19 protein-coding genes are annotated in these 24,629 nt (G+C 72.0%); 12 read left to right on the top strand and 7 right to left on the bottom strand.

Going from position 1 to position 24,629, the window contains the following annotated elements; translation table 11 throughout:
* Positions 1-17 precede the first annotated feature (17 nt).
* Both AC2YHB_RS17615 and AC2YHB_RS17610 read left to right on the top strand, forming a co-directional pair.
* The gene (locus AC2YHB_RS17615) at positions 18-1,607 is read left to right on the top strand and encodes an adenylate/guanylate cyclase domain-containing protein (protein WP_036549181.1); all 1,590 of its coding nucleotides are present in this window, start codon (positions 18-20) and stop codon (positions 1,605-1,607) included.
* A complete protein-coding gene (locus AC2YHB_RS17610) occupies positions 1,607-2,761 on the top strand; it encodes a hypothetical protein (RefSeq protein WP_179648332.1) in 1,155 nt (384 codons plus the stop codon). The genes AC2YHB_RS17615 and AC2YHB_RS17610 overlap by 1 nt, the downstream gene beginning before the upstream one ends.
* Positions 2,762-3,084: 323 nt before the next feature.
* Here AC2YHB_RS17610 and AC2YHB_RS17605 read toward each other — a convergent pair whose 3' ends face one another.
* Together AC2YHB_RS17605 and AC2YHB_RS17600 are read right to left on the bottom strand one after the other, a co-directional pair.
* Positions 3,085-3,675, bottom strand: coding sequence for a TetR/AcrR family transcriptional regulator (locus tag AC2YHB_RS17605; protein WP_051932589.1), 591 nt, complete (start codon positions 3,673-3,675; stop codon positions 3,085-3,087).
* A gap of 10 nt (positions 3,676-3,685) precedes the next feature.
* Positions 3,686-6,709, bottom strand: a complete 3,024-nt coding sequence (locus tag AC2YHB_RS17600; protein ID WP_179648333.1) for an MMPL family transporter — start codon at positions 6,707-6,709, stop codon at positions 3,686-3,688.
* A gap of 99 nt (positions 6,710-6,808) precedes the next feature.
* Between AC2YHB_RS17600 and AC2YHB_RS17595 the strand changes: the two genes are divergently transcribed.
* A complete protein-coding gene (locus AC2YHB_RS17595) occupies positions 6,809-8,521 on the top strand; it encodes an FAD-binding dehydrogenase (RefSeq protein WP_179648334.1) in 1,713 nt (570 codons plus the stop codon).
* Between the two features lie 67 nt (positions 8,522-8,588).
* On the opposite strand, the gene AC2YHB_RS17590 is transcribed toward AC2YHB_RS17595, so the two are convergent.
* Positions 8,589-9,404, bottom strand: coding sequence for an SGNH/GDSL hydrolase family protein (locus AC2YHB_RS17590; RefSeq protein WP_179648335.1), 816 nt, complete (start codon positions 9,402-9,404; stop codon positions 8,589-8,591).
* Positions 9,405-9,585: 181 nt separating this feature from the next.
* On the opposite strand from AC2YHB_RS17590, the gene AC2YHB_RS17585 reads away from it, so the two are divergent.
* Positions 9,586-10,749, top strand: coding sequence for a helix-turn-helix domain-containing protein (locus AC2YHB_RS17585; protein ID WP_179648336.1), 1,164 nt, complete (start codon positions 9,586-9,588; stop codon positions 10,747-10,749).
* 3 nt (positions 10,750-10,752) lie between these two features.
* Here AC2YHB_RS17585 and AC2YHB_RS17580 read toward each other — a convergent pair whose 3' ends face one another.
* Positions 10,753-11,901: a zinc-binding dehydrogenase gene (locus AC2YHB_RS17580; RefSeq protein ID WP_179648337.1), complete on the bottom strand. Its 1,149-nt coding sequence runs from the start codon at positions 11,899-11,901 to the stop codon at positions 10,753-10,755.
* Positions 11,902-12,103: 202 nt separating this feature from the next.
* Positions 12,104-13,927 (bottom strand): phosphoenolpyruvate carboxykinase (GTP), encoded by a 1,824-nt coding sequence (locus AC2YHB_RS17575; RefSeq protein ID WP_036549191.1) that lies wholly within the window; start codon positions 13,925-13,927, stop codon positions 12,104-12,106.
* Positions 13,928-14,179: 252 nt separating this feature from the next.
* Between AC2YHB_RS17575 and AC2YHB_RS17570 the strand changes: the two genes are divergently transcribed.
* Positions 14,180-15,088, top strand: coding sequence for a hypothetical protein (locus AC2YHB_RS17570; RefSeq protein WP_487354347.1), 909 nt, complete (start codon positions 14,180-14,182; stop codon positions 15,086-15,088).
* Positions 15,089-15,217: 129 nt separating this feature from the next.
* On the opposite strand, the gene AC2YHB_RS17565 is transcribed toward AC2YHB_RS17570, so the two are convergent.
* Positions 15,218-15,727 (bottom strand): Lrp/AsnC family transcriptional regulator, encoded by a 510-nt coding sequence (locus tag AC2YHB_RS17565; RefSeq protein WP_036549193.1) that lies wholly within the window; start codon positions 15,725-15,727, stop codon positions 15,218-15,220.
* 120 nt (positions 15,728-15,847) lie between these two features.
* On the opposite strand from AC2YHB_RS17565, the gene hppD reads away from it, so the two are divergent.
* The 7 genes from hppD to AC2YHB_RS17530 all read left to right on the top strand — a co-directional run bounded on the left by hppD (position 15,848) and on the right by AC2YHB_RS17530 (position 24,018).
* On the top strand, positions 15,848-17,053 hold the full coding sequence (gene hppD / locus AC2YHB_RS17560) for a 4-hydroxyphenylpyruvate dioxygenase (protein WP_179648339.1): 1,206 nt from the start codon (positions 15,848-15,850) through the stop codon (positions 17,051-17,053).
* A 10-nt stretch (positions 17,054-17,063) separates the two neighbouring features.
* Positions 17,064-18,275, top strand: coding sequence for a homogentisate 1,2-dioxygenase (locus AC2YHB_RS17555; RefSeq protein ID WP_179648340.1), 1,212 nt, complete (start codon positions 17,064-17,066; stop codon positions 18,273-18,275).
* Entirely contained in the window at positions 18,272-19,156 is an 885-nt protein-coding gene (locus AC2YHB_RS17550) for a hypothetical protein (RefSeq protein WP_218864637.1), read from the top strand. The genes AC2YHB_RS17555 and AC2YHB_RS17550 overlap by 4 nt, the downstream gene beginning before the upstream one ends.
* Positions 19,153-20,289, top strand: a complete 1,137-nt coding sequence (gene fahA / locus AC2YHB_RS17545; protein ID WP_179648341.1) for a fumarylacetoacetase — start codon at positions 19,153-19,155, stop codon at positions 20,287-20,289. Before AC2YHB_RS17550 ends, fahA begins: the two co-directional genes overlap by 4 nt.
* A 74-nt stretch (positions 20,290-20,363) precedes the next feature.
* Positions 20,364-21,602: a Glu/Leu/Phe/Val dehydrogenase dimerization domain-containing protein gene (locus AC2YHB_RS17540; RefSeq protein ID WP_179648342.1), complete on the top strand. Its 1,239-nt coding sequence runs from the start codon at positions 20,364-20,366 to the stop codon at positions 21,600-21,602.
* Positions 21,603-21,738: 136 nt separating this feature from the next.
* Positions 21,739-22,944 (top strand): F0F1 ATP synthase subunit B, encoded by a 1,206-nt coding sequence (locus AC2YHB_RS17535; protein WP_179648343.1) that lies wholly within the window; start codon positions 21,739-21,741, stop codon positions 22,942-22,944.
* 252 nt (positions 22,945-23,196) lie between these two features.
* Positions 23,197-24,018: a helix-turn-helix domain-containing protein gene (locus AC2YHB_RS17530; RefSeq protein ID WP_218864638.1), complete on the top strand. Its 822-nt coding sequence runs from the start codon at positions 23,197-23,199 to the stop codon at positions 24,016-24,018.
* 18 nt (positions 24,019-24,036) lie between these two features.
* Here the strand turns inward: AC2YHB_RS17530 and AC2YHB_RS17525 are convergent.
* Positions 24,037-24,629 (bottom strand): hypothetical protein (locus AC2YHB_RS17525; RefSeq protein ID WP_487354346.1); only part of this gene is annotated, 593 nt, incomplete at its 5' end.

The following is a 24,629-nucleotide window of genomic DNA, read 5'->3' as shown; positions in this document are numbered from 1 at the left end:
GGCACTACGCTTCGGTCATGCCGCGGGGATCCTTGTCCAGCCGGAGGGGCCCCTTCGGCTCCCGGCTGCTCGGCCCGCGCGACCAGGGGCCCCGCCAGCTCCGCATCCGGATCCAGGTCCTGCTGACCGTCCTGCTGGTCTCGACCAACCTGATCGGCGCGCTCGTCGTCTTCGTCGTCAACACCTGGGCGATCCCCTCGCCGTCCCCGAACAGGGAGATGGTGATCGCGCTGGCGATCGCCATCCCGACGTACGTCTTCACGGCGGCGGCCGTCGGCGCCATCTGGGGTACGACGACGTCCCTGCGCGCGCTGCGCTGGGCGACCCAGCCGGGCGTCGACCCCGACCACACCCAGCGGGCGCGTGCCCTGCGGGTCCCGCTCACCCTCACCACGATGCAGCTGCTGATGTGGGGCGTCGGGACGGTGCTGTTCACGCTGCTCACCGTCTTCCTGCAGCCCTCGCGCGCCCTCGGCACCGGACTGACCGTGGGCATCGGCGCCGTCGTCGTGGCCGGCGTGTCCTACCTCCTGACCGAGTTCTCGCTGCGCCCGATCGCGGCGCGGGCGCTCGCCGACGTGCGGGTGACCGAGAAGGTGCGCGGCGTCGGCGTGGGCCCGCGGATGGCGATCTTCTGGATCCTCGGCACCGGCGCGCCGGTCGTCGGCCTGATGATCGCCGCGATCCTGGCGCTGACGCCGGCCGGTGAGGACGCGACCCTGCAGCAGCTCGCCGTCGTCACGATCATCGTCTGCGGGATCGTGCTCGTCTTCGGCTTCCTGCTCACCGACCTCAACGCCCGCGCCGTCGTCGCGCCCCTGCTGTCGCTGCGCGACGCGATGCGCGAGGTCGAGGCGGGCCACCTCGACGCCGACGTCGTCGTGTACGACGGCACCGAGCTCGGGCAGCTGCAGTCCGGCTTCAACGACATGGTCACCGGGCTCCAGGAGCGCGAGCTGATCCGCGACCTGTTCGGCCGCCACGTCGGCCAGGAGGTCGCGGCGGCGGCCGCCGCGGTCGGCGCCGGAGAGGTCGAGCTGGGCGGCGAGACCCGCGTGTGCTCGGTGCTCTTCGTCGACCTGGTCGGCTCGACGACGTACGCGACCCAGCACGGGCCGACCGAGGTCGTCGCCGTGCTCAACCGGTTCTTCGGCGTCGTCGTCGACGAGGTCGACCGCCACCACGGACTGGTCAACAAGTTCATCGGCGACGCGGTGCTCGCGATCTTCGGCGCCCCCGTCGAGCACGCCGACCACGCCGCCGCCGCGCTCGCCGCCGCGCGGGCGATGGCGAGCCGGCTCGCCGTCGAGGTGCCCGAGGTCGGCGCCGGCGTCGGCGTCGCGACCGGCCAGGTCGTCGCCGGCAACGTCGGCCACGAGCAGCGCTTCGAGTACACCGTCATCGGCGACGCCGTGAACTCCGCCTCCCGCATCACCGACCTCGCCAAGGACGTCCCCGGCTGCGTGCTCGCGGCGTGGGACTCGGTCGAGGCGGCGCGGGAAGCGGGGTCGATGGAGGCCGAGCGCTGGGTCGAGCACGGTGAGACCATGTTGCGCGGGCGAGGCGAACCGACCCGCCTGGCCGTACCGGCAGAGGGGGCCGTGTGATGCGTCGGATGATCGGGGCGTACGTCGCGGGGGTGGTCGCCGTCGCGGGGGTTGCTGCTCCGGCAGCGGCTGAGGACGAGCCGCCGCCGCAGGTGCGGATCGTCAACGCTCCGCCCTTCATTCCGATCGACGCCAAGCCCGTGCTCATCGGCGCGACGCTCGACCAGACGCCTGCGGGCGATCCCCCCGTGCTCTACGAGTGGGACCTCGACGGGGACGGGTTCGACGACGGCACCAACAACGCGATCATCTGGAACCCGGCGGAGCATGACCTCGGGACCTTCACGATCACGGTTCGAGCCACCGTCAACGGAATCACGTCGACGGCCTCGACGGAGATCCTCGTGATAGCTGCCTTCAAGGTCGGACTCGGCAATCCGGTCGCTGTCGCAGGCCGCAAGAGCTCCATCGGCGCGACCGTCTCCAACTACCCGCTCAACAGCGTCCTGACGTTCTCGTGGGAACTCGACGGCGACGGGGACTTCGATGACATCGCCGATCCCCATGACGACCTCGTCGAGCCGATCTGGGCCACGCCGGGCGAGTACCCGATCCAGGTCAAGGTGATCCACGACCAGCTGGCAGACCCCGTCCCTGTCACGGCATCCACCATCGTCAAGGTCATTCCGCCCGTCACCCTCACCGCCGCCAGCATCAGCGGAACGTTGAAGGCGGGCTCCCTGCTCACCGCCACGGGCGCGACCCCGACACCCTCCGACGCCGAGCTCACCCGGAGCTGGCTGCGCGACGGCACGCCGATCGCCGGCGCGACCGGGACGACGTACAAACTGACGACGGCTGACGCAGGCCGGCGCATCAGCGTGCGGGTCGATGCCGCCAGGGACGGCTGGGGTGACGCCCTCCCGGTGAGCAAGACCGTCAACGTCGCCGCCGCCTGCACCGTCCGCCCCACCTTCACCGGCACCGCCCGCGTCGGCCGCACGCTCACCGGCAGCAAGGGCACCTGGCGACAGGTGGGCCACACCTTCAGCTACCGCTGGCTGCGCGACGGCAAACCCATCACCGGCGCCACCCGGACGACGTACACGACGACCCGCGCGGACCGCGGCCACCTGATCACCTTCCAGGTGACGGCGAAGCGGAGCGGCTTCCCGACGGTGACGGCGAAGAGCGCCGCCCGCAGGATCTCCTGACCACGCGAGTGCCCCGACCGCGCCGGCGCCGTTGACGTCATACGAAGCGGGCGTCATAGCGCTCGGTTCGTATGACGCCCCGCCCCCACCACCACGCGGTCCGGGGGAGGTCATACGAAGCGGGCGTCATAGCGCTCGATACGTATGACGTCCCGCCCCACCACCACACGCCCCGGGGGACGTCATACGAAGAGGCCGTCATGACGCTCGGTTCGCATGACGCCCCGCCCCCACCCCCACGCGCCCCGGGGGAGGTCATACGAAGCGGGCTCTCCGACGCTCGGTTCGTATGACGCCCGCGACGGATCCCGCTCGGAGTCGACTCAGCCGATCGCGTCGAGGGCCCGGGCGACCCGCTCGAGCAGCCGGCCGGTGTCGACCTCGGGCAGCACGTCGCCGAGCTGGGCGTCGCGCTGCAGGACCGCCAGTCCGTGGACCGCGGCCCAGCCCATGACGGCCAGCTCCTCGGTCGGGACGGCGGCGCCCCAGCCCTCGGCCTGGGCCGCGGAGACGATCTGGACGAGCAGGTCGCGGTGCAGGCGGCGCACGTCGAGCAGGCGCGGGTCGTCGGCGTGCAGCAGCTCGGGGCGGAACATGACGTCGAACATCGTGGGGTGCCGCGTCGCGAACTCCACGTACGCCGCACCCGCGGCCGCGACCTGGGCCCCCGACGCGATCCCGTCGGCCCCGACCGCCTCGACCGCTGCGGCCGACTGCTCGAGCAGCAGCTCGAAGCCCTCGACGGCCAGCGCGGTGAACAGTCCGGCCCGGTCGTCGAAGTGGTGGGCGGTGGCCTGGTGGGACACCCCGACCCGGCGGGCGATCCCGCGCAGGCTGGCCTTGGCGGGGCCGCTGGTCGCGATCTCCTGCTCGGCGGCGCGGAGCAGGCGCTGACGCAGGTCGCCCACGGTCATCGCCCGAACCTCATGCCCCCGATTCTGCCCCAGCCTGCTCCGGGCGCTGCGGCCACCACAGCCGCCGTCCGAGCAGGGTCGCGAGCGCCGGGACCAGGAGCGAGCGCACGACGAAGGTGTCGAGCAGCAGGCCGACCGCGATCGTGAAGCCGACCTGGCCGATGGTCGTGACCCGTCCGGCGAGCAGCGCCATCATCGACACCGCGAAGATCACGCCGGCCGAGGTGATCACGCCGCCCGTGGCCGCGGTCGCCCGCGCGATGCCGGCGGCCGACCCGTCGGGCGCCTCCTCGTGCATCCGTTTCGTCAGCAGGAGGTTGTAGTCGGCGCCGACGGCCACGAGGATCACGAAGGCGATGGCGGCGACGGTCCAGTCGAGCTGGATGCCCAGTCCGTACTGCCACACCAGCACGGAGAGGCCGATCGCGGCGCCGTACGACAGAACCACCGTGGCCATCAGCGCGAACGCCGCCACCAGGCTGCGCAGCAGCAGGAGCAGCACGAGGAAGACCGCGACCAGCGCGCCGGCAGCGATGACCTCGAGGTCGGACTGGGAGTAGTGCCGCAGGTCGTTGTTGGTCGCCGCCATGCCGGTGACCGCGACCGTGGCGTGGTCGAGCCGGGTCCCGTTGAACGACGTCTCGATGATGTCGAGGACCTCCTCCGAGCGCTGCGCCGCCTCGGGCCCGAAGGCATCGGTGTCGCCGAGGACCGCAATCCGCGCGGTGCGGCCGTCCTCGGAGACGAACAGCCTGCTGGCGCTGGCGAACGACTGGTTCGAGAGCGCCGTCGGCGGCAGGTAGAACCCGCCCGCACCCGCGCCGTCGGCCTCGCGCCGCGTCGTGCGGAGGTGGCGTACGGCGACCGCGAGTCCCTCCTCGAGCTCGGGCAGCGACGCCGCGACCTGCTCGGTGCCGCCGCGCAGCCGGTCCGCACCGGTGGCGAGCTGGTCGGCCCCGCCGGACAGCTCGTCGAGCCGGTCGGCGAAGGTGCGCTGGCCGGCGGCCAGCTGCTGGGTGCCACCGCGCGCCTGCGCGAGGCCGCTGCGGAGCTGGCGCAGGCCGGCGCGGAGGTCGCCGGTCCCCCGCGCGAGGGTCCGGGCGCCGCGGGCCGCCTCGCGCAGGCCGGGCAGGAGCTGGTCGCGCTCGGCCTCCCAGATCCTCTTGATGCCGGTCCGGGCCTGGCGGCAGGCCGGGTCGAGGCCGCAGGTGAGGGACTTGGTGGCCAGGGCGTCGTACACGAGGCCGAGGGAGTCGACCGCGAGCTGGACCTGGTCGGCGGCGGTGGTGAGCCCGTCGGCGAGGGAGGCCGCGCCCTCGCGCAGCCCGCCCGCGCCGGTCACGCTGGCGTCCGCACCGTCGAGCAGCTTGGTCATCCCGCGGGAGAGGCGAGCCGTGGCGGTGGCGATCCGGTCCGCACCGGCGACCGCCCGGTCCGCGCCGTCGGCCAGCTGGCTGGCGCCGTCGTCGAGCTGCCCGGCCCCGTCGGCGAGCTGCTCCGCGCCACCAGCCCCCTTCGCGACCCGGTCCTTGGCCTCGCCGAGCCGGTCGCCGATGAGGCCGGACTGGTACGCCACCGACGCCTGGGTGATCGGCTCGCCGGTCGGCCGGGTGATCGTGCGGACGAGCGCGACGCCCTCGTGCTGCTCGACCGCCGCGGACGCGCGCTCGATGAGGGCGAGGTCGCGGGTGTTGCGCAGGTCGTGGTCGGCCTGGATGACGACGTAGTCGGGCAGCACCTCGTTGACGGGGAAGTGCCGGGCGAGCAGGGCGTACCCGCGGTTGCTCTCGGCGTCGTCGGGGAGCGGCTCGCGGATGTCGTACGACAGGTCGACCAACGGGAAGAGCGCCGCCAGGAGCGCGAGCGGGACCAGCGACGCGGCGAGCATCCGCACGGGGTGGGCGGCGACGAGGTTCGCGACCCGCTGCCAGGCCCCGGCGGCCTTCGACTCGCGGGGCTCGGCCCAGCCCCGCTTGCCGGCGAGCGCCAGCAGCGCCGGGGTGAGGGTCAGGCTGAGGACCAGGTTGACCGCGATGCTCACGGCGACCGCCGGCCCCGTCGTGTTGAAGAAGCCGAGGTCGGCGAAGACCATGCACAGCGTCGCCAGTACGACGGTGACGGCCGACCCGGCGATCACCCCGCCGACGCGGGTCGCCGCGATGGCCGCGGCCTGCGCCGGCTCGACGCCGAGGCGCCGCTGCTCGTGGTAGCGGGCGACCAGGAAGACCGCGTAGTCGGTGCCGGCGCCCAGCACGATCGCGGTGAGGAAGGAGCCACTGAAGGTGGAGACCGCGAAGAAGTCCTCCATGCCGCACCATGCGACCACTGCCCGCCCGACGCCGAGGCCGAGCCCGACGACGCCGAGCACGATGAGCGGGATCGCGACGGCGCGGTAGATGAGGAAGAGGATCAGCGCGATCAGGCCGATGGTGACGATGGTGATCCGTACGACGCTGTGCTCGGTCTCCGTCGTCAGGTCGACCACCGTCGCGGTCGGCCCGGTGACCTCGACGGTCAGGCCGTCGGGCGCGCGCTCGCGCACGATGTCGCGGACCGCCGTCACCTGCCGCATCGACGCCGGGGCGCCGGTCGCGCCGGTGATGCCGACCAGCAGGTAGCGCGCCTGCCCGTCCTTGCTGGTGAGCGCCTTGCGCAGCTCCGGGCGGCGCAGGTCCTGCACGAAGACGACGTCGTCCTTGTCCTTCGCCAGCTCCGTGACGAGCGACTCGGCGTAGCGCCGGTCGGCCGCGGTCAGCCCGGCGGGGCGCTCCATCGCGACCACGATGTAGCTCTCGCTGCCGCCGTTGCCGAACGCCTCGTCCATCGCCTCGACGGCGACCATCGACGGCGCGTCGTCGGGGACCATCGGCGAGGAGTCCTGCCCGGCGATCACCTCGAGCTGCGGCACCGCCACGTTCATCACCACGGTGAAGGCGAGCCAGGCGCCCACGACCCACGCCGCCCGTCGTACGACGAGACGGGCGAAGCCCGCCGCCTTCGTGCCGGTGTCCCCGCCGGCCGTCCCCATGCCCATCCGCCGAAACTAGAACCCGTTCCTTGCCAGTGGCAAGGAGATGTGTCGGGAGCCACTCGACGCCCTCCTGCCGACCGCTGGTGTGGCAGGCTCCACCGCGTGAGCGCAGACCCCGCCTTCCAGCCCGATGCCATCGTCGTGGGAGCCGGCCTCGCCGGGCTCGTCGCGACCTACGAGGCCACCCGCGCCGGCAAGAAGGTGCTGGTCCTCGACCAGGAGAACCGCGCCAACCTCGGCGGGCAGGCGTTCTGGTCGCTGGGCGGGCTGTTCTTCGTCGACTCCCCCGAGCAGCGCCGGATGGGCATCAAGGACTCCCGTGAGCTGGCCTGGCAGGACTGGCAGGGCTCGGCGGCGTTCGACCGGATCGGCGAGGACCCCGACGACGAGGGCCCTGACCGCGGCGAGGACCACTGGGGCAGCCGGTGGGCAAAGGCGTACGTCGACTTCGCGGCCACCGAGAAGCGCGACTACCTCCACGGGCTCGGCCTGAAGTCACTCACCTTCGTGGGCTGGGCCGAGCGCGGCGACGGCTCCGCCAGCGGCCACGGCAACTCGGTGCCCCGCTTCCACCTCACCTGGGGCACCGGGCCCGAGGTGGTCCGGATCTTCCAGGAGCCGGTCGAGGCCGCGGAGGCGGCCGGGCTGGTGCGCTTCGGGTTCCGGCACCGGGTCGACGAGCTGGTCGTCGAGGACGGTGCGTGCGTCGGCGTGCGGGGCTCGGTCCTCGAGCCCTCCGACGACCTGGCGCGTGGCGTGAAGTCGTCGCGCGAGGTCGTCGACACCTTCGAGCTGCGCGCGCCCGCCGTCGTGGTGACGTCCGGCGGCATCGGCCACAACTTCGAGCTGATGCGCGCCAACTGGCCCACCGAGCGGGTCGGTCCGGCGCCCGAGCACATGATCGCCGGCGTCCCGGCCCACGTGGACGGGCGGATGCTCGCGATCACCGAGTCCGCGGGCGCCAGCCTGGTCAACAAGGACCGCATGTGGGCCTACGTCGAGGGCATCCACAACTGGGACCCGGTCTGGCCCGACCACGCGATCCGGATCCTGCCCGGCCCGTCGTCGATGTGGTTCGACGCCGACGGCCACCGGCTGCAGGGCATGTCGGGTGTCCCGGGCGCCGACTCGATCGGGTCGATGAAGCAGGTCCTCGCGACCGGCGCCGACTACTCGTGGTTCGTGCTGACCCAGTCGATCATCGAGAAGGAGTTCGCCCTCTCCGGCTCCGAGCAGAACCCCGACTGGACCGACAAGGACATCAAGCTGATGCTCAAGGAGCGGCTCGGCAAGGGCGCGACCAGCCCGGTCGAGGCGTTCAAGGAGCACGGCGAGGACTTCGTCGTCGCGTCCACCCTCGAGGAGCTCGTCGAGGGAATGAACAAGATCGCCCGCGGCGGCCGGGTCCTCGACGCCGCGCTGCTGCGCCAGCAGATCGAGGACCGCGACCGACAGGTCGACAACGCCTACTGCAAGGACGCGCAGGTGATGGCGATCCACAACGGCCGCAAGGACCGCACGGGCAAGATCATGCGCGTCGCCAAGCCGCACAAGATCCTCGACCCCGCCCACGGCCCGCTCATCGCCGTCCGGCTGAACATCCTCAGCCGCAAGACCCTCGGCGGCATCGAGACCGACCTCGACAGCCGGGTCGTGCGCCCCGACGGCTCACGCTTCCCCGGCCTGTACGCCGCCGGCGAGGTCGCCGGGTTCGGCGGCGGCGGGGTCCACGGCTACAACGCGCTCGAGGGCACCTTCCTCGGCGGCTGCATCTTCTCGGGAAGGGCCGCCGGCCGCTCCATCGCCCGCAGCTGACCGCGCACGAGTCGGGTGGGTGAGCGTGACCCCTGGGTCACCCTCACCCACCCGACTCCGGCCTCGGTCAGTCCAGTGCGGCGGCCACGATCGCGCCGCCCTCCCGGTTGCCCAGCGCGTTCGGGTGGTACGGCGACGCCGCGCTGGTCGGGATCAATCCCTCCACCCACTTGGTGGCGATCGGCGCGCAGACACCGTGGTCCCGGCTCGGGGTCGCGAGGTCGACGTACGACGCACCGTTGCTCGCGGCCACCGCAGCCAGCTTGGCGTTGAGGCGGTCGAAGATGCCCTGCAACCACTTCGCGTCGACGGACCAGATCGGGTCGATTGGGTAGCAGCCGCTGGTCCCCCAGTAGGTGTAGTAGCTCACGAGGTACACCCGGGCACCGGGTGCGCGGGTATGGACCGACTGCACTGCGGACGCGATGCGCGCGCCCACCGCATCGATCTGGCTGGAGTACGTGTCCGGCTGGTAGCTCGAGCACGCGATGCCGAACGGCGCCGGGAGCGGCTGCATGCAGCTCGGCACGAGGACACCGAGGTTGAGGTCGTTGGCGCCGATCGTGATCGTCACGATGTCCGTGTCCGGCTTCACCGCGTCCAGCTGGGGAGCCATGTAGCCGAACCGCCGACCGGTGAGGTCCGACGTCGTCGCGCCCGAGCAGGTCACATCGGTCAGGGTCGCGCCGATCGTGCGCGCCGCAACGGACGGCCAGTTGTCGTCCGAGCGCAGGCAGTCCCAGCTGTTCTGGGTGGTCACCAGCGGGCCCGCCGCCTGGGAGTCGCCGATCGCGACCATGGTCAGGCCGTCCTCGGCCTGCGCGGGCGCCGCGACCGCGCCGGCGGCCACCGTCGCGGCGGCCAGGGCCAGAGTGCCGAGCACCCCGCCGGCTCGTGCTCCGAATTTCTTCACCATCATCGTCAGACCTCTCGCTCGTGGCGGGCGACGTCGCCCGTCAGGAATGATGGGCCACAATCCCGCGCCCCGGCGCTGGCGTTCTCGACCAAGATGAGCGGACCCACATTGTGACGGATCACAACGAGCCCGTCTGGGCGGGCTGCCCGTGTCGGCCCTTCTCGACCGCGACCACGACGCGCTGGTCGACATCGTCCTCGAGGAGCTGGTCGCCCACGTGCCCGTCTATGACCGGCTGCCACGCGAGCTCATCGACGGCGACGTCCGCCGCGTCGTCGACCACGCGCTCCGCCTCTTCCCGACCTCGCTCGCCGGAGGCCCCTCCACCGAGGAGCTCGCCTCGCTCACCGAGTCAGCGGCCCTGCGCGCCGACGAGGGGGTACCGATGGAGATGGTGCTCGCGGCGTACCACCGCGGCGCCAGGGTCGCGCTCGACCACTGCTTCGGGCAGGCCCGTCCCGACGAGCTGGACGATGCCCGTACGGTCGCGATCACCCTCGTCGACTTCATCGAACGGCTGACGACCGCCGTCGCGGCCGGTTTCGCGCGACATGGACGCACGGTCCTCGCCGAGCAGGCCGACGCGCGGCAGCGCCTCCTGGGCGCCCTGCTGGCCGGCGAGGGCTACCGGGAGGCGGCCGGACCGGCGGAGCTGGCGCTGCCCGAGGAGCTGCTGGTGGTGCGTCTCGTGGTCGGCCCCCACCCCGACGAGGCGGACCCGGACGTCGACCGCGAGGTCGCCGCGCGGCGCAAGCTGCGCCGGCTGCGCGGCGAAATCGACCGGCACTATGCCGCCCCGGTGCTCTGGCAGCCGTCGGTCGACGGCGGCCTCCTGCTCGTGCCCAGCGCCGACGACGGACGCCTCCGCAAGGCACTGCGGTCGGCCCGCCGGATCGCCGGCGCACCCGTCTGGGCGGCTGTCGCCGTGGCCAGCCCGGCAGAGGTGGCTGCCACCGCACCGCTCTGCGACGAGGTGATGGACGTCGTTCGCTCGACGGGCCGGCCGGAAGGGGTCTACGCACTCGCGGACGTGGCGCTCGACTTCCAGCTGCGGCAGGCGTCTCCTGCCCAGCCCGTTCTGGCGGCGCTCCTCGGCCCGCTCGACGACCATCCCGACCTGCTGCGGACACTCGAGGTGCACCAACGTGCCGGGATGAGCCGGCGCCGGGCGGCCGTCGAGCTCGCGGTCCATCCCAACACGGTCGACAACCGGCTGCGTCGCGTCGCGGAGCTCACCGGCCTGGACCCGACCGACCCGTCCGCCGTACCAATCATCTGGGCAGCCCTGATGGCCCGCGCCGTGGTCCGTTGAACCTCAGAGCGACGGGTCGACCAGGATCTTCGCGTGCCGCTCGGGGTCGGCGAGGTCGGTGAACGCGCCGGCCACCCCGTCGAGGCCGACCGTCCCGGTGACCAGCGGACGGACGTCGACCTTGCCGGAGGCGATCCACTGCAGGGTCTGGTGGAACTCGCTCGGGTCGTAGGCGAAGACGAAGCGCAGGTCGATCTCCTTGTTGATCGCCATCGACGGGCGGAACGAGTCCTGACCCATGCACACCCCCACCACGACGACGCGGGTGAGCAGCGGTGCGTTCGCGACGACGTGCTCGATCATCCCGGGCACGCCGACGCACTCGAAGACGACCGGCCCGCGCGGCGTCGCGCCCACCTTGTCCGCCGCACGCATCAGGTGCGCCCACGGCAGGAGCGGTACGGCGCGCAGCTTGTCCATCGCGTCGAGGCCGAGCTCGGCCAACGCGATCGCCTCGGTGAGGTAGCGCTTCGACTCGGCGAAGGACGCCCAGGGCGACTCCTCGGCCGGGTCCACCACGACGTCGGCGCCCATCTTCTCGGCGAGCGCCCGGCGACCCGGCGAGAAGTCGCTGGCGATGACGTGCCGCACGCCGGTCGCCTTGAGCATCGCGATCACGGCGAGCCCGATGGGGCCGCAGCCGATGACGACCGCCGTGTCCTTCGCCCCGACCTGTCCCCGTCGTACGGCGTGCAGGGCGACCGCCATGGGCTCGGTCAGCGCGGCCGCGTCGGCGTCGAGGCCGTCCGGGACGCGCATCGTCATCGCGGCGTCGACGAGCACCTGCTCGGCGTACCCGCCCGAGGCCTGCGCCGTCAGCCCGGTCAGGTGCACGCCGCGGTCGGTGCGCAGCACCGGCAGCGAGACGACGCGGGTGCCGACCGGCCAGGACCTCTTCGTGCGCGGGCCGTAGTCGGCGACGGTGCCGACGAACTCGTGGCCCATCACGACCCGGTCGGTCGAGCGCATGAAGTCGTCGTACCCGAGCTCGGCGACGTCGGCGGCGGTCTCGTCGCAGTGCGTGCGGGCGTGGAGGTCGGAGCCGCAGATGCCGCACCGCTCGACGTCGAGCAGGACCTGCCCGCGCGTCGGGGTCAGGTCGGGCAGGTCCTCGACGGTGAGCTGGGCCTGGTGGCAGACGACGGCGCGCATGGCGGGAGGCTACGCGGGCGGGTGGGAGTTTCACCGGCCGGCCGGTGATTCTGTCGCGCCTGGACGACGAAACTCACGCTTGGACGACGAAGTTTCATCGTCCAAGCGTGAGTTTCACCGGTCGGCCGGTGAAACTCCCAGCGACGAAAAGCACAGCACCCCGGCTCCGAGGAGCCGGGGTGCTGCGAGGAGTCGCTGGGACTCAGGCGTTGTCGAGCGCCTGGGCGACGCGGCGGTGCGCCTCCCAGATCTCCTCGGGCAGGCCGTCGAACTGGGCGAGGTGCTTCTCGCGGAAGCCCATCTCCTGCTGCCAGCGCGGGACGTCGATCGTCAGGATCGTGTCCAGGTCGGCGAGGGCCTGCTCGTCGAGGCCCTCCAGGTTGAGCTCCTCGCGCTTCGGCAGCACGCCGACGGGCGTCTGGACGCCCTCGACCTCGCCGTTGAGGTACTCCATCAGCCAGTTCAGCGGGCGGAGGTTCTCGCGGTAGCCCGGCCACAGGAAGCGGCCGTCCTCGCCACGCTGGAACCAGTTGACGTGCGCGAAGATCGGCTTCGTCGTCGCCCGGCCGAGGACCTCGAGCCAGTGCGCGGCGTAGTCGGCCTCGGAGTACGACATGAACGGGCGCATCGACATCGGGTCGTAGCGGAGCACGCCCTCGAGGCCGTCAGCGGCCGCGGTCGCCTCGGCGCCGAGCGTCAGGCCGTCGTACACGCCCTCGGCGACGTCGCGGATCGCACGGATCAGCGGCTCGCGGTCGCGGGTGCGGCCACCGAAGATGATGCCGTGGATCTCGACGCCCTTAGGGTCCTCGAAGTCCTTCGCGACGTTGGGCACGTTGGCCAGCGTGGTGGTGAAGCGGCTGTTCGGGTGCGCCCACGGGTCGTCGGCGTTCTCGGGGGCCCGGTCGGCGATGATGTCGCCCTTCCAGTCCTCCCAGCCGTCGAGGTCGGTCGGCTTCTCGCTCTTGCCCTCCCACCAGACCTCCTGGGTCTTGGCGTTGTAGGCGACGTTGGTGAAGATGGCGCCGGTGCCCGGGACGATCGAGTCGATCGCGGTCGGGTTGGTCTTCTCGTTGGTGTCCTTGGCGACACCGAAGACACCGTTCTCCGGGTTCATGCCGTAGAGCTTGCCGTCGTCGCCGACCCAGATCCACGCGATGTCGTCGCCGTAGAACTCGACGTAGTAGCGGTCGCCGAGGGCGTCGGGGGCCAGCGTCATGGCGAGGTTCGTCTTGCCCGAGGCCGACGGGAAGCCACCGCAGATGTTGTACTTCTTGCCGGTCTGCTTGTCCGTGATGCCGAGCAGCATGAACTGCTCCACGAGGAAGCCGTTCTTCCAGCCGTCGTAGGCGCCCTGGCGCAGGCCGTGGGCGATCTTGCCGAGCAGCGCGTTGCCGCCGTACGACGAGCCGAAGTGCAGGATCGTGCGCTCGTCGGCGACGGTCACGAAGTAGCGCTTGTCGTCGGGCGTGCCCTGGCCGAGGTTCTCCAGGTCGCCGGTGACGTGCACGGCCTTGACGAACGAGTCGCCCAGGTCGTTGATGTACTCCACGCCGACCCGCGCCATGCGGATCATCTGGAGGACGACGTTGCGGTTGTCGGTCAGCTCCACACCGGCGGCGAACTTCTCGACCGGCGAGCCCTTCGGCGACATGAGGTAGGGGATGACGTACATCGTCTTGCCCTCGGAGGCGCCGGTCATCAGCTCGACGAGCTTCGGCTTCATCTCCGCGGAGGGCTTCCAGTTGTTGTAGACGCCCTTGTCGGCCTCGTTGGAGGTCGCGACGATGGTGCGCTCCTCGGCGCGCGCGGTGTCCTTGTAGTAGGAACGCGAGTAGTAGAGACCCTCGCCGGCGGGAAGCAGCTCACCTGCGTCCAGCGACTCCTGGATCAGGCGCGCGTCGTCGGCCGCGGACACGACCTCGATGCGCTCTGCACCCGTGATGTTGGCCCAGTGTGCGACGTACTCACGAACGTGGGGGTTGGTGAGACCCGCCTCGTCGAGCGTCCGCTCCACATCAACCATTTGTTTCGCCAGCCTTTCGGTCCTTGTCAAGGTGTGGGCACGCTACCCCACAGCCCACCCGTAAAAATCCGGGGTTCGAATCACTCTGATCCGTGGACACCGTCGTCCGCGTGACAGTCACCATGACACCCGTTTCGCCTTCGCGCACATCGGCGCCACCACCCGAGATCGGGCCGCCTGCGGCGCCGTCCGCATTGGATCGATCGAATGCCGGAGCGGATTGACGAGCCTCCGGCGGGGTAGGACCGGCGCATGAGCTACCCACCCCAGCCGCCCCCCGCCGGACCTCCGGGCTGGGGCCCGCCGCAGGGTCCGCCCTCCGGTCCACCCCAGGGTCCGCCCCAGGGTCCGCCGCCCGGGTGGGGCCCGCCGCAGGGCCCGTCGGGTTGGGGTCCGCCCGGGCAGCCGCCGTACGGCGGAGGCGGCCCGAAGCGCAACGTCGGGCTGATCATCGGGATCGTCGCGCTCGTCGTGCTGCTGGTCGGCGGCATCGTGACGACGGCCGTCCTGCTCGCCACGCGCGACGACGACGGGGACAGGAAGGCCGGCGGCGACAGGTCCTCGTCGACCTCGGAGAGCACCGACACCCCGAGCCCCACCGAGGCCTCGTCCGCCACGGCGGACCCCTCGCCGATCGACCCGTCGTCGGCGACGACCCCCGCGACGCCGTACTCACCGACCGACGACACCGGCGACGACATCCACGGCGACGTGAAGACGTCCGACTTCCCCGGCGACTGGGACTTCCAGTACGGCGACGTGAAGCACAACGCGACGCTGCGCGACTCCTGGGACTACGACAGCTGCGGCCCCGTCGAGGACGGCTCCGTCTTCACCCAGCAGCGGTGCGAGTACGCCGTCCAGTGGAGCTATGCCGCGCTCGGCGGCAAGGCACGCGTCACCCACGTCTTCCTGGTCTTCGACTCCGAGCGCCACGCGAAGGCCGCGGAGGCCAAGCTCGACGACAAGGACCTCGACCTGCGCGACGAGTCGGTCATCAAGGACTTCGTGCAGGGCAAGTGGAACAAGAGCGTCTACGGCAACATCGTCGGCGTTACGGTCGGTACGACGAACGCCACCGTCCCGGACCGGAGGCTCCAGTCGCTGGTGAACTACATGAACACCGACTACCGCCTGGCCCTGCTCTGGAAGGGCTTCTGAGCGCGGCCGGTGGAACCACCCCGGAAAAATTGAAGCCGCCGCTGGCGTCTCGGGTCACCAGCGGCGGTGGAAGAACGATGACAGACGAGAGCGGCCGCTGTCAGCCCGTCGAAAGTAAAATTTCGCCGGTCAGCTGCGGTAGGCCGGAGCCCGGCGACTGGGCGCCGCGTCGGCACTGGCCAGCAGCGGCAGCACCCGGGGCGCGATGAGCACCGACAGCACCATGACGCTCGTCGAGCGCACGACCGACGACGACTGGTCGATGCGGACGAGGGTCGCCTGCAGCTCGGGGTGGGAGCGGGTGGCGACCCGGCACAGGACGTCGTACGAGCCGGTCGTGACATAGGCCTCGAGGACCTGCGGGATCGCGGCGAGGTCGCGGCTCACCTCGTCGAGCGCACCCTGGGAGATCTCGAGGGTGACATAGGCCTGCACCTCGTAGCCCGCGGCGGCGACGTCGAGCGTGGGGTCCCAGTCGGCGATGACGCCGGCCTCCGTCATCCGTCGCAGCCGGCTCTGGACGGTCGCCCGCGCGACCTGGGTGAGCCGGGACAGCTCGAGGTCGCCGGCCCGCGGGTGCTCGGTCAGCGCGGTGAGCAGCGCGATGTCGACCTGGTCGAGGGCGAGCGGATCAGCCATGATCCGATGCTAGTCAGATTGACCAGTCGATGCACCGTCCACCTAGGCAGAACTGGCCATTCTGACGACCTCCTGATGCGCAGGTTGTGCGGCCTCCGTCGACCCTGTTGTGCTGCTCACATGTCCCTCCAGGAGACCCTGACCAGCGAGGAGCGGCTCGCCGAGCTCGACCTCGACACGTTGAAGCAGCTCGTCGGCCTCGTCGAGTACGACGACCGCGAGGACCCGTTCCCGGTGACCGGCTGGGACGCCGCGGTCTGGGCGGTCGGCAACGCCACCCAGTCGGCCCACTTCTTCATCTCCGCCTTCGGCATGGAGCTGGTGGCGTACTCCGGTCCGGAGACCGGCAACCGCGACCACATGGCCTACGTCCTCAAGAGCGGCGCGGTCCGGTTCGTGATCAAGGGCGGCGTCGACCCGCACAGCCCGCTGCTCGACCACCACCGCAAGCACGGCGACGGCATCGTCGACATCGCGCTCGAGGTCCCCGACGTCGACAAGTGCATCGAGCACGCCCGCTCCGTCGGCGCGACGGTCCTCGAGGAGCCGCACGACCTGACCGACGACCACGGCACCGTCCGGGTCGGCGCGATCGCGACGTACGGCGACACCCGCCACACCCTCGTCGACCGCAGCCGGTACGACGGCCCGTACCTCCCCGGCTACGTCGCCCGGACCTCCACCTTCGTCAAGCGCGACGGGGCGCCGAAGCGGCTCTTCCAGGCCCTCGACCACATCGTCGGCAACGTCGAGCTGGGCCGGATGGACGACTGGGTCGAGTTCTACCGCAAGGTCATGGGCTTCACGAACATGGCCGAGTTCATCGGCGACGACATCGCCACCGACTACTCGGCGCTGATGTCGAAGGTCGTCGCGAACGGCAACCACCGCGTGAAGTTCCCGCTCAACGAGCCGGCGATCGCGAAGAAGAAGTCGCAGATCGACGAGTACCTCGAGTTCTACGACGGTCCCGGCGCGCAGCACCTGGCGCTGGCCACCAACGACATCCTGCGCACCGTCGACGCGCTGCGCGCGGAGGGCATCGAGTTCCTCAACACGCCGGACTCCTACTACGAGGACCCCGAGCTGCGCGCCCGCATCGGCGAGGTCCGGGTCCCGGTCGAGGAGCTGCAGAAGCGCGGCATCCTCGTCGACCGCGACGAGGACGGCTACCTCCTGCAGATCTTCACCAAGCCGCTCGGCGACCGGCCGACGGTCTTCTTCGAGTTCATCGAGCGGCACGGCTCGCTCGGCTTCGGCAAGGGCAACTTCAAGGCGCTCTTCGAGGCCATCGAGCGCGAGCAAGAGCGCCGCGGGAACTTCTGAGGCGACGGCGATGGCCCACTACCAGCGGATCGGGTTCGTGCCGCCGAAGCGGCACACGCAGCACCGCGCCGACGACGGACAGCTCTACTTCGAGGAGCTGATGGGCGAGGAGGGCTTCTCCTCCGACTCCTCGCTGCTCTACCACCGCACGATCCCGTCGGCGGTCGTCGAGGCCCGGGTGTGGGACTTTCCCGACCTCACCACGACCCCCAACCACCCGCTCGTCCCCCGCCACCTCACGCTGCACGACCTCTTCGACGACAGCCCCGACGGCGCCTGGACGGAGGTCGACGCCGTGACCGGGCGCCGGCTGGTGCTCGGCAACGGCGACGTCCGCATCTCCTACGCCGTCTGCGGGAAGGCCTCGCCGCTCTACCGCAACGGCATCGGCGACGAGTGCGTGTACGTCGAGAGCGGCACCGGCCTCGTCGAGACGGTGTTCGGCGTGCTGGAGGTCGGCCAGGGCGACTACGTCATCCTGCCGCGCGCGACGACCCACCGTTGGGTGCCGACCGGCCGCGAGCCGCTGCGCCTCTACGCCATCGAGGCCAACAGCCACATCACCCCGCCCAAGCGCTACCTGTCCCGGTTCGGGCAACTGCTCGAGCACGCGCCGTACTGCGAGCGCGACCTGCGCACGCCGGCCGAGCCCTTCCTCCCGGACGAGCAAGGTCCGGTCGAGGTCTTCATCAAGCACCGCGGGCCAGGCCCTGGCGGCATCGCGGGCACGGTGCACGTCGTACCCGACCACCCGTTCGACGTCGTCGGCTGGGACGGCTGCCTCTACCCGTACGTCTTCAACATCGCCGACTTCGAGCCGATCACCGGCCGCGTCCACCAGCCGCCGCCGGTGCACCAGGTCTTCGAGGGCAACAACTTCGTGGTCTGCAACTTCGTGCCGCGCAAGGTCGACTACCACCCGCTGTCGATCCCGGTGCCCTACTACCACTCGAACGTCGACTCCGACGAGGTCATGTTCTACGTCGGCGGGGACTACGAGGCGCGCAAGGGCTCCGGCATCGGGCAGGGCTCGATCAGCCTGCACCCGGGCGGCCACGCGCACGGCCCGCAGCCGGGCGCCTACGAGCGGTCGATCGGCGTGGAGTTCTTCGACGAGCTCGCCGTCATGGTCGACACCTTCCGCCCGCTCGAGCTCGGCGAGGGCGGCCAGGCGTGCGACGACGGGGTCTACGTGACGTCCTGGGTCCGGGGGCAGTCGTGACCTTCCCGTTGCTCCTGGACGACGCCGCCATCTTCCCGCCCGGCAACCTGCCGCTCGCCGACGCGGTCCGTGCCCACCTGGCCCACGGCGTGGCACCGTACGCCGACCTGGTCGGCCCGCTGGTCGTCGCCCTCGCCGACCTGCCGGCCCTCGCCGAGGCGACCGCCGACCTGCCGGCCGGCAGCATCGCGCTCAGCGTCACCGTTCCGGCGCCGGCGCTGGTCGGCGACGTGGTCGACCGGGTGCGCGGGATCCGCGCCGCGCGGCTGGCCGCGCTCGAGGTGGCGGTGCCCGAGGGCGTCGCCGCGACCGACGTGGTGCCGGTGCTCGACGCCGCGCTGACGGGGGTTGGACGACGAAACTCACGGTTGGACGATGAAGGTTCGTCGTCCAACCGTGAGTTTCACCGGCCGGCCGGTGAAACTCCCACCACCGTCTACGTCGAGCTCCCCCGCGACGACCGCCGCGACGCCCTCGTCGCCGAGCTCGCCCGGACGTCGTACCACGCGAAGCTGCGGACGGGCGGGGTCCGGGCGGACCTCTACCCGGACGAGGCCGAGCTGGCCGCTGCCGTGGTGGCGCTGGTCCGCGCGGGCGTGCCCTTCAAGGCGACCGCCGGACTGCACCACGCACTGCGCAACACCGACCCGGAGACCGGCTTCGAGCAGCACGGCTTCCTCAACCTGCTCGCCGCGACCGCGGCTGCCGGCGACGGTGCCGGTGTCGAGGAGGTCGCCGCGATCCTCGCCGAGCGCGACGCGCGGCGGCTCCCCGACGGCCCGACCACCACGCTCCTCGGCTCGATCGGGACCTGCTCCATCACGGAGCCGGTCGACGAGCTGACCGAGCTCGGCCTGCTCCCGGAGGTGGCAGTGCGATGACGAACCCGACCAACGACAGCGAGCTCTACGGGCTCACCAACCTGCCCTACGGCGTCTACTCCGTCGACGGCTCCGCCCCCCGCGGCTGCACCCGGCTCGGCGACCACGTCGTCGACCTCGGCGTGCTCCTCGGTGACGCCACCTTCGAGCAGCCGACGCTCAACGCCTTCCTCGCCCAGGGCAAGGCGCGCTGGGACGAGGTCCGGGCGGCCGTCACGGCAGCGCTGGCCGACGGCCTCCCCGCGGCGGGCACGCACCCGATCGACGACGTCGTGCTGCACCTGCCGTTCGAGGTGGCCGACTACGTCGACTTCTACGCCTCGGAGCACCACGCCTCCAACCTGGGCCGGCTGTTCCGCCCCGACAACCCGAACCCGCTGCTCCCGAACTGGAAGCACCTGCCGGTCAGCTACACCGGCCGCGCCGGCTCGGTGGTGGTCTCCGGCACGGAGGTCGTCCGCCCGTGCGGGCAGCGCAAGGCACCCGATGCGGAGCTGCCGACCTTCGGCCCGTCGGTCCGGCTCGACATCGAGGCCGAGCTCGGCTTCGTCGTGGGCGTCGGCAACGAGATGGGTACGCCGATCGCGACCGCCGACGCGGACCAGCACCTCTTCGGGGTGGTCCTGTTCAACGACTGGTCGGCGCGCGACATCCAGGCCTGGGAGTACGTCCCGCTCGGGCCGCACCTGGGCAAGTCCTTCGCCTCGACGATCTCCCCGTGGGTGGTCCCGATGGCCGCGCTCGACGCCGCGCGGGTGGACACGCCGACCCAGGAGCCCGCGGTGCTCCCCTATCTCGCCCTCGACCGGCCGTGGGGCCTGGACATCGACCTCGAGGTCGAGTGGAACGGCGAGGTCGTCAGCCGGCCGCCGTACTCCTCGATGTACTGGTCGCCCGCTCAGATGCTCGCCCACCTGACCGTCAACGGCGCCCCGACCCGCACCGGCGACCTGTTCGCCTCCGGCACCATCTCCGGCCCCGGCAAGGACCAGGTCGGGTCCTTCATCGAGCGCGGCGAGGGCTTCCTCGAGGACGGCGACGAGGTCGTCCTGCGCGCCACCGCGCCCGGCGCCGACGGCACCCGGATCGGCTTCGGCGAGTGCCGGGGTCGGATCGCGAAGGCCCGCTCATGACCACCACCAGCTCACCCGGTCTCGTGACGGTTGCTGCGCAACCTCCTCGACCACCGAAGAAGAAGGACTCCGACATGAAGAACCTCCTCGACCGCTTCGAGGCCAAGGCGCCCGAGATCGTCTTCGAGTGGCACGACTCCGAGACCGAGGCCAAGGGCTGGGCCGTCATCAACTCCCTGCGCGGCGGCGCGGCCGGCGGTGGCACGCGGATGCGCGCGGGCCTGGACCGCAACGAGGTCGAGTCGCTGGCGAAGACGATGGAGGTGAAGTTCACCGTCTCCGGGCCGGCGATCGGCGGCGCCAAGTCGGGCATCGACTTCGACCCGAGCGACCCGCGCCGCGAGGGCGTGCTGGCGCGGTGGTTCAAGGCCGTCACCCCGCTGCTGAAGACCTACTACGGCACCGGCGGCGACCTCAACGTCGACGAGCTGCACGACGTCATCCCGCTGACCGAGCGCTACGGCCTGTGGCACCCGCAGGAGGGCATCGTCAACGGCCACTTCGCCGCCGACGAGCGCGAGCTCGTGCAGCGTGTCGGCATGCTGCGCCTCGGCGTCTCCAAGGTCGTCGAGGACCCGCGCTACACGCCGGACCGCGACGCGAAGTACACGATCGCCGACATGGTCACCGGCTGGGGCGTGGCCGAGTCGGTCGTCCACTACTACGCGACGTACGGCGCCGCGTCCGGCCAGGGCCTCGCCGGCAAGCGCGTCATCGTGCAGGGCTGGGGCAACGTGGGCTCCGCGGCGGCGTACTACCTCTCGCTCGTGGGCGCTCGCGTCGTCGGGATCATCGACCGCGACGGCGGCCTGATGAACCCCGACGGGTTCACGCCCGAGGAGGTGCACGCGCTGTTCGTCGGCAAGGAGGGCAACGCCCTGCGCGCCGACGGGCTGGTCCCGTTCGCCGAGCTCGACGACGCGATCTGGGACATGGGTGCCGAGATCTTCCTGCCCTGCGCGGCCTCGCGCCTGGTCACCGTGGAGCACGTGAAGCGGCTCGTCTCGGGCGGCCTGGAGCTGATCTCGGCGGGCGCCAACGTCCCGTTCGCCGACCCGGAGATCTTCTACGGCCCGACCTACGAGTTCGCCGACCAGCACGTCGCGGTGATCCCCGACTTCATCGCCAACTGCGGCATGGCGCGCACCTTCACGCTGCTCATGGAGGGCATCGGCGAGGTCTCCGACGAGATGATCCTCGGCGACGTGTCGCGCACCATCCGGACCGCGCTGGAGAAGTGCCACGAGCGCTCGCCGCACCCGACGCTCGTCGCCGCGACGGCCCTGGAGATCGCGCTCGACCAGCTGGTCTGAGCGCGCGGCCGTCTCGGGCGGGCAGGACCGGCGTGGCCAGGCCGGTGGACCGCGCCTATCGTGGCCCTGTGTCACGGCGTACGAGCGCGGAACCCACCGTGGGGTCCGAGCGCCGCACCTGAGGGGACGGATGGACATGGCCGACGACGACTTCCGCCTGCCGGGCGAGCCCACCCACCCGGGTGAGTCCGCACCCGAGGTCGGGAACGACGACGACACGACGACCAGGTCGGCCAGCGCGGCGGCCGAGCCCGCCGCGGAGCAGTCCGGGGAGGCGCCGGTGGAGCGGCCGAGCGAGCCCCTGACCGACCCGCTGCCCGACCCGCTGCCCGACCCGCTCGACGGGTCGCGGCCGTTCGCCGACGACGAGCCGGAGCCGCGCGAGTCGCGCTCGCTCAAGGAGGCGTGGCCGATCGCCGGCGCCCCCGCCCCGGCCGCCGCACCCGAGGCTCCGGCGGCCGAGTCCTCCGACGCACCGGCCGCCGTACTGCCGTCCGCACAGCACTTCCAGGACCTGATCGCACTGCGCCGGGAGGCCGAGGAGTCCGCGGCCGCCGCGCTGCACGAACGCCGGGAGGCGACCAGCCAGGCCTCGAGGATCATCGAGGAGGCGATGCGCGCGTCGGAGACCCTGCAGAGTGAGGCGAGGCAGGACCTCGAGCGCCGTCGCTCCACCGCCGAGGCCGAGGCCGCCGCGATCCTCGAGCGGGCGCGCGCCGAGGCCGCCGAGATCGTCCGCGCCGGCGAGAGCGACGTCCGCGAGGCGCAGCGCCTGCGCCTCGAGGCGTCGGCGGAGCGCGAGCGGATCAACACCGAGCTCGAGCGGATCCGCCGCACCGCCCAGGAGGAGCTCTTCGCCGAGGCCAACCGGCACGCCGCCCGGATGGACGAGATCCGCACCCGGGTCCTGCACGGGGTGGAGGCGATCACCGGCGGGCTGCGCGAGCCGGCACGCGACGCGCTCCCGGCCATCTCCCCCGCTCCGGAGCCGCGGGCGGCCGACGTACGCCAGCCGGACAGCCACACGCACGACGACGCCCGGCCGAAGCCGGCGGACGCCGCGCCGGCGGACGCGACGTTCACGGTGGGCGCGCCTCCCGCTCCGGAGCCGGCCACCGAGCCGGACCCGGCTCCTGCCGCCTTCTGGGGCACGCCCGACCCGAGCCCGGCCACCCAGGTGACCCCGTCGGTGACGCCGTCGGTGACGCCGCCCCCGGGCATCCCGGCGGACGCCCCGATCACGCCGTACACGCCCGCAGCGAGCGACGGTTCCGCGGCCCGGGACGCGGTGGACGAGCGGGTCGACCGCGGCAAGCGTGGCTGGCGCAGCCGCCGCTCCTGACCCCTTCGGACAGCAGCATCGGATTCTCAGATCCGGTACCACTGGACACAGAGCGCGTGCCTGTGACACGCCGTCTCCCTACCATGCTTTCACGGCTGCGCTCACCCGGCAGGTGGGGACCTTGAGGTAGACGCGGCCGCGGAGAGTCCGTCGCATTGGGGGCTGCGGACGTCCGCGACACGGACAGGGCGCAGGCTGATGTGGGGGATCGTCGCACGCTTCGAGGATCGCGCATCCAGGGACGCGGACCTCGTGGCGACCTGGCGGGCCACGAAGGGACCCCTGGAGTCCGGGGACGCCCGCCCGCGCTCGGTGCGCCTGGCGGTGGCCGCCAACGCCCTCGCGCTGGTGCAGTACGACGCCGACGACGACGTCCTCGACCTGCAGCGGATCACCGTCGATCTCGGCCGGCGGCAGGTCGCCGGCCTGCAGGACGAGATGCTGGCGAGGTCCGACACCGAGGCCGGCCGCCCGGTCACCACCCGACTGGTGCGCGTCCTCGGTCAGCGGGCCTGGGGACGGGCCGCGCGAGCGAGCGACACCCTGACCGGTGGCTCGGCCGAGCTGCGCGCCCTGTGCTCCGAGGCCGCCCTCGAGCTGCTCATGGTCGGCCCCCGCGACACCGCCCCTGCTCCCGCCCTGACCTCGCGGGAGGACCTGCTCGAAGCCTTCGCCACCGGTGACGTCCTGCTGTGGCGCCGGCTCGTCGCCGCCGCCCTCGCCGAGCCGTGGGCGGGCCGCGCCGACGAGCACCTCGCGCTCCTCGACCAGGAGCAGCGGCCGAGCGAGTTCGATAGCGTCCGCGCCCTCGCCGCGATGGCCCGCCGGATCGCCGAGGAGGACGAGCGCCGGGCGGTCGCCGACCACATCCGGAACACCATCGCGAGCACCGGCCTGACCCAGCGGGAGTTCGCCACGCTCGTCGGCACCTCGCCCTCGCGCCTCTCGACCTACGTGACGGGGAGCGTCACCCCCTCGGCGGCGATGCTGCTCCGGATCAACCGCATGGCGAAGCGCGCCCGCGTCGAGGCCGCCCGGGCCGGCAGCCCCGGTCGCTCGGACGAGCCGGCCTGACCCGTCCGGCCGGGCCGCTCAGAAGGGGCGGACGCCGACGGCGTCGCCGTCGGCGCGCAGGGTGGCCGTGCCGGTCGGCTGCGCACGCTGCAGGCCGTCGAGCGCCGCCGCGTGCAGGGTGAGCGGCGGCGGGGCCGCACCCGTGTAGTCGAACTCGCAGACGACCGGTCCGGTGAGCGCGTCGCCGAGGCCGATCCCGACCTGCAGCCCGATCGGGAGGCCGCCGGCCGTGTGGCAGGTCCAGCCCGCGCTCGCACCATCCTTCTGCACGAGCACGGCGTCCTGGTCGAAGTCGAAGGTGAGGGTCAGCGCGTGCGGGGCCGTGTCGGTGACGGTCACGGCGCTCGCGATGTCCCAGTGCCCCCAGACCGGGTGCGGGACCTCCGCGGAGGAGACCGACGCCAGCTGGACGCACGAGCTGGCCTCGCCCAGGTCGCCGGAGAAGGTACGACGCGAGCCGCTCCGCAGCACGTAGCCGGACCGTGCCGTCGCCTCGACCGTCCACGCGCCCGTCAGCCCGTCGCCTGCCGTGCGCTCGTAGCGCACCCCGCGCGTGGTGGGCAGGGTCAGGCTGCCCGTGGTGCCGCAGCCGGCGACCGGGCGGGCGGTCG

This window comes from Nocardioides sp. SRI_004 (assembly GCF_057586415.1).
The sequence above is the reverse complement of the archived record's forward strand: the minus strand, read 5'-3'. Positions and strand labels throughout refer to the sequence as shown.

Coding starts and splice junctions, on each gene's coding strand:
- AC2YHB_RS17565 (WP_036549193.1), bottom strand. CDS start 15,727: ATGGCTGATCCGCTCGCCCTCGACCAGGTCGACATCGCGCTGCTCACC.
- AC2YHB_RS17600 (WP_179648333.1), bottom strand. CDS start 6,709: ATGGGCATGGGGACGGCCGGCGGGGACACCGGCACGAAGGCGGCGGGC.
- AC2YHB_RS17610 (WP_179648332.1), top strand. CDS start 1,607: ATGCGTCGGATGATCGGGGCGTACGTCGCGGGGGTGGTCGCCGTCGCG.
- AC2YHB_RS17555 (WP_179648340.1), top strand. CDS start 17,064: ATGGCCCACTACCAGCGGATCGGGTTCGTGCCGCCGAAGCGGCACACG.
- AC2YHB_RS17535 (WP_179648343.1), top strand. CDS start 21,739: ATGGCCGACGACGACTTCCGCCTGCCGGGCGAGCCCACCCACCCGGGT.
- AC2YHB_RS17605 (WP_051932589.1), bottom strand. CDS start 3,675: ATGACCGTGGGCGACCTGCGTCAGCGCCTGCTCCGCGCCGCCGAGCAG.
- AC2YHB_RS17615 (WP_036549181.1), top strand. CDS start 18: ATGCCGCGGGGATCCTTGTCCAGCCGGAGGGGCCCCTTCGGCTCCCGG.
- AC2YHB_RS17575 (WP_036549191.1), bottom strand. CDS start 13,927: ATGGTTGATGTGGAGCGGACGCTCGACGAGGCGGGTCTCACCAACCCC.
- hppD (WP_179648339.1), top strand. CDS start 15,848: ATGTCCCTCCAGGAGACCCTGACCAGCGAGGAGCGGCTCGCCGAGCTC.
- AC2YHB_RS17540 (WP_179648342.1), top strand. CDS start 20,364: ATGAAGAACCTCCTCGACCGCTTCGAGGCCAAGGCGCCCGAGATCGTC.
- AC2YHB_RS17580 (WP_179648337.1), bottom strand. CDS start 11,901: ATGCGCGCCGTCGTCTGCCACCAGGCCCAGCTCACCGTCGAGGACCTG.
- AC2YHB_RS17570 (WP_487354347.1), top strand. CDS start 14,180: ATGAGCTACCCACCCCAGCCGCCCCCCGCCGGACCTCCGGGCTGGGGC.
- fahA (WP_179648341.1), top strand. CDS start 19,153: ATGACGAACCCGACCAACGACAGCGAGCTCTACGGGCTCACCAACCTG.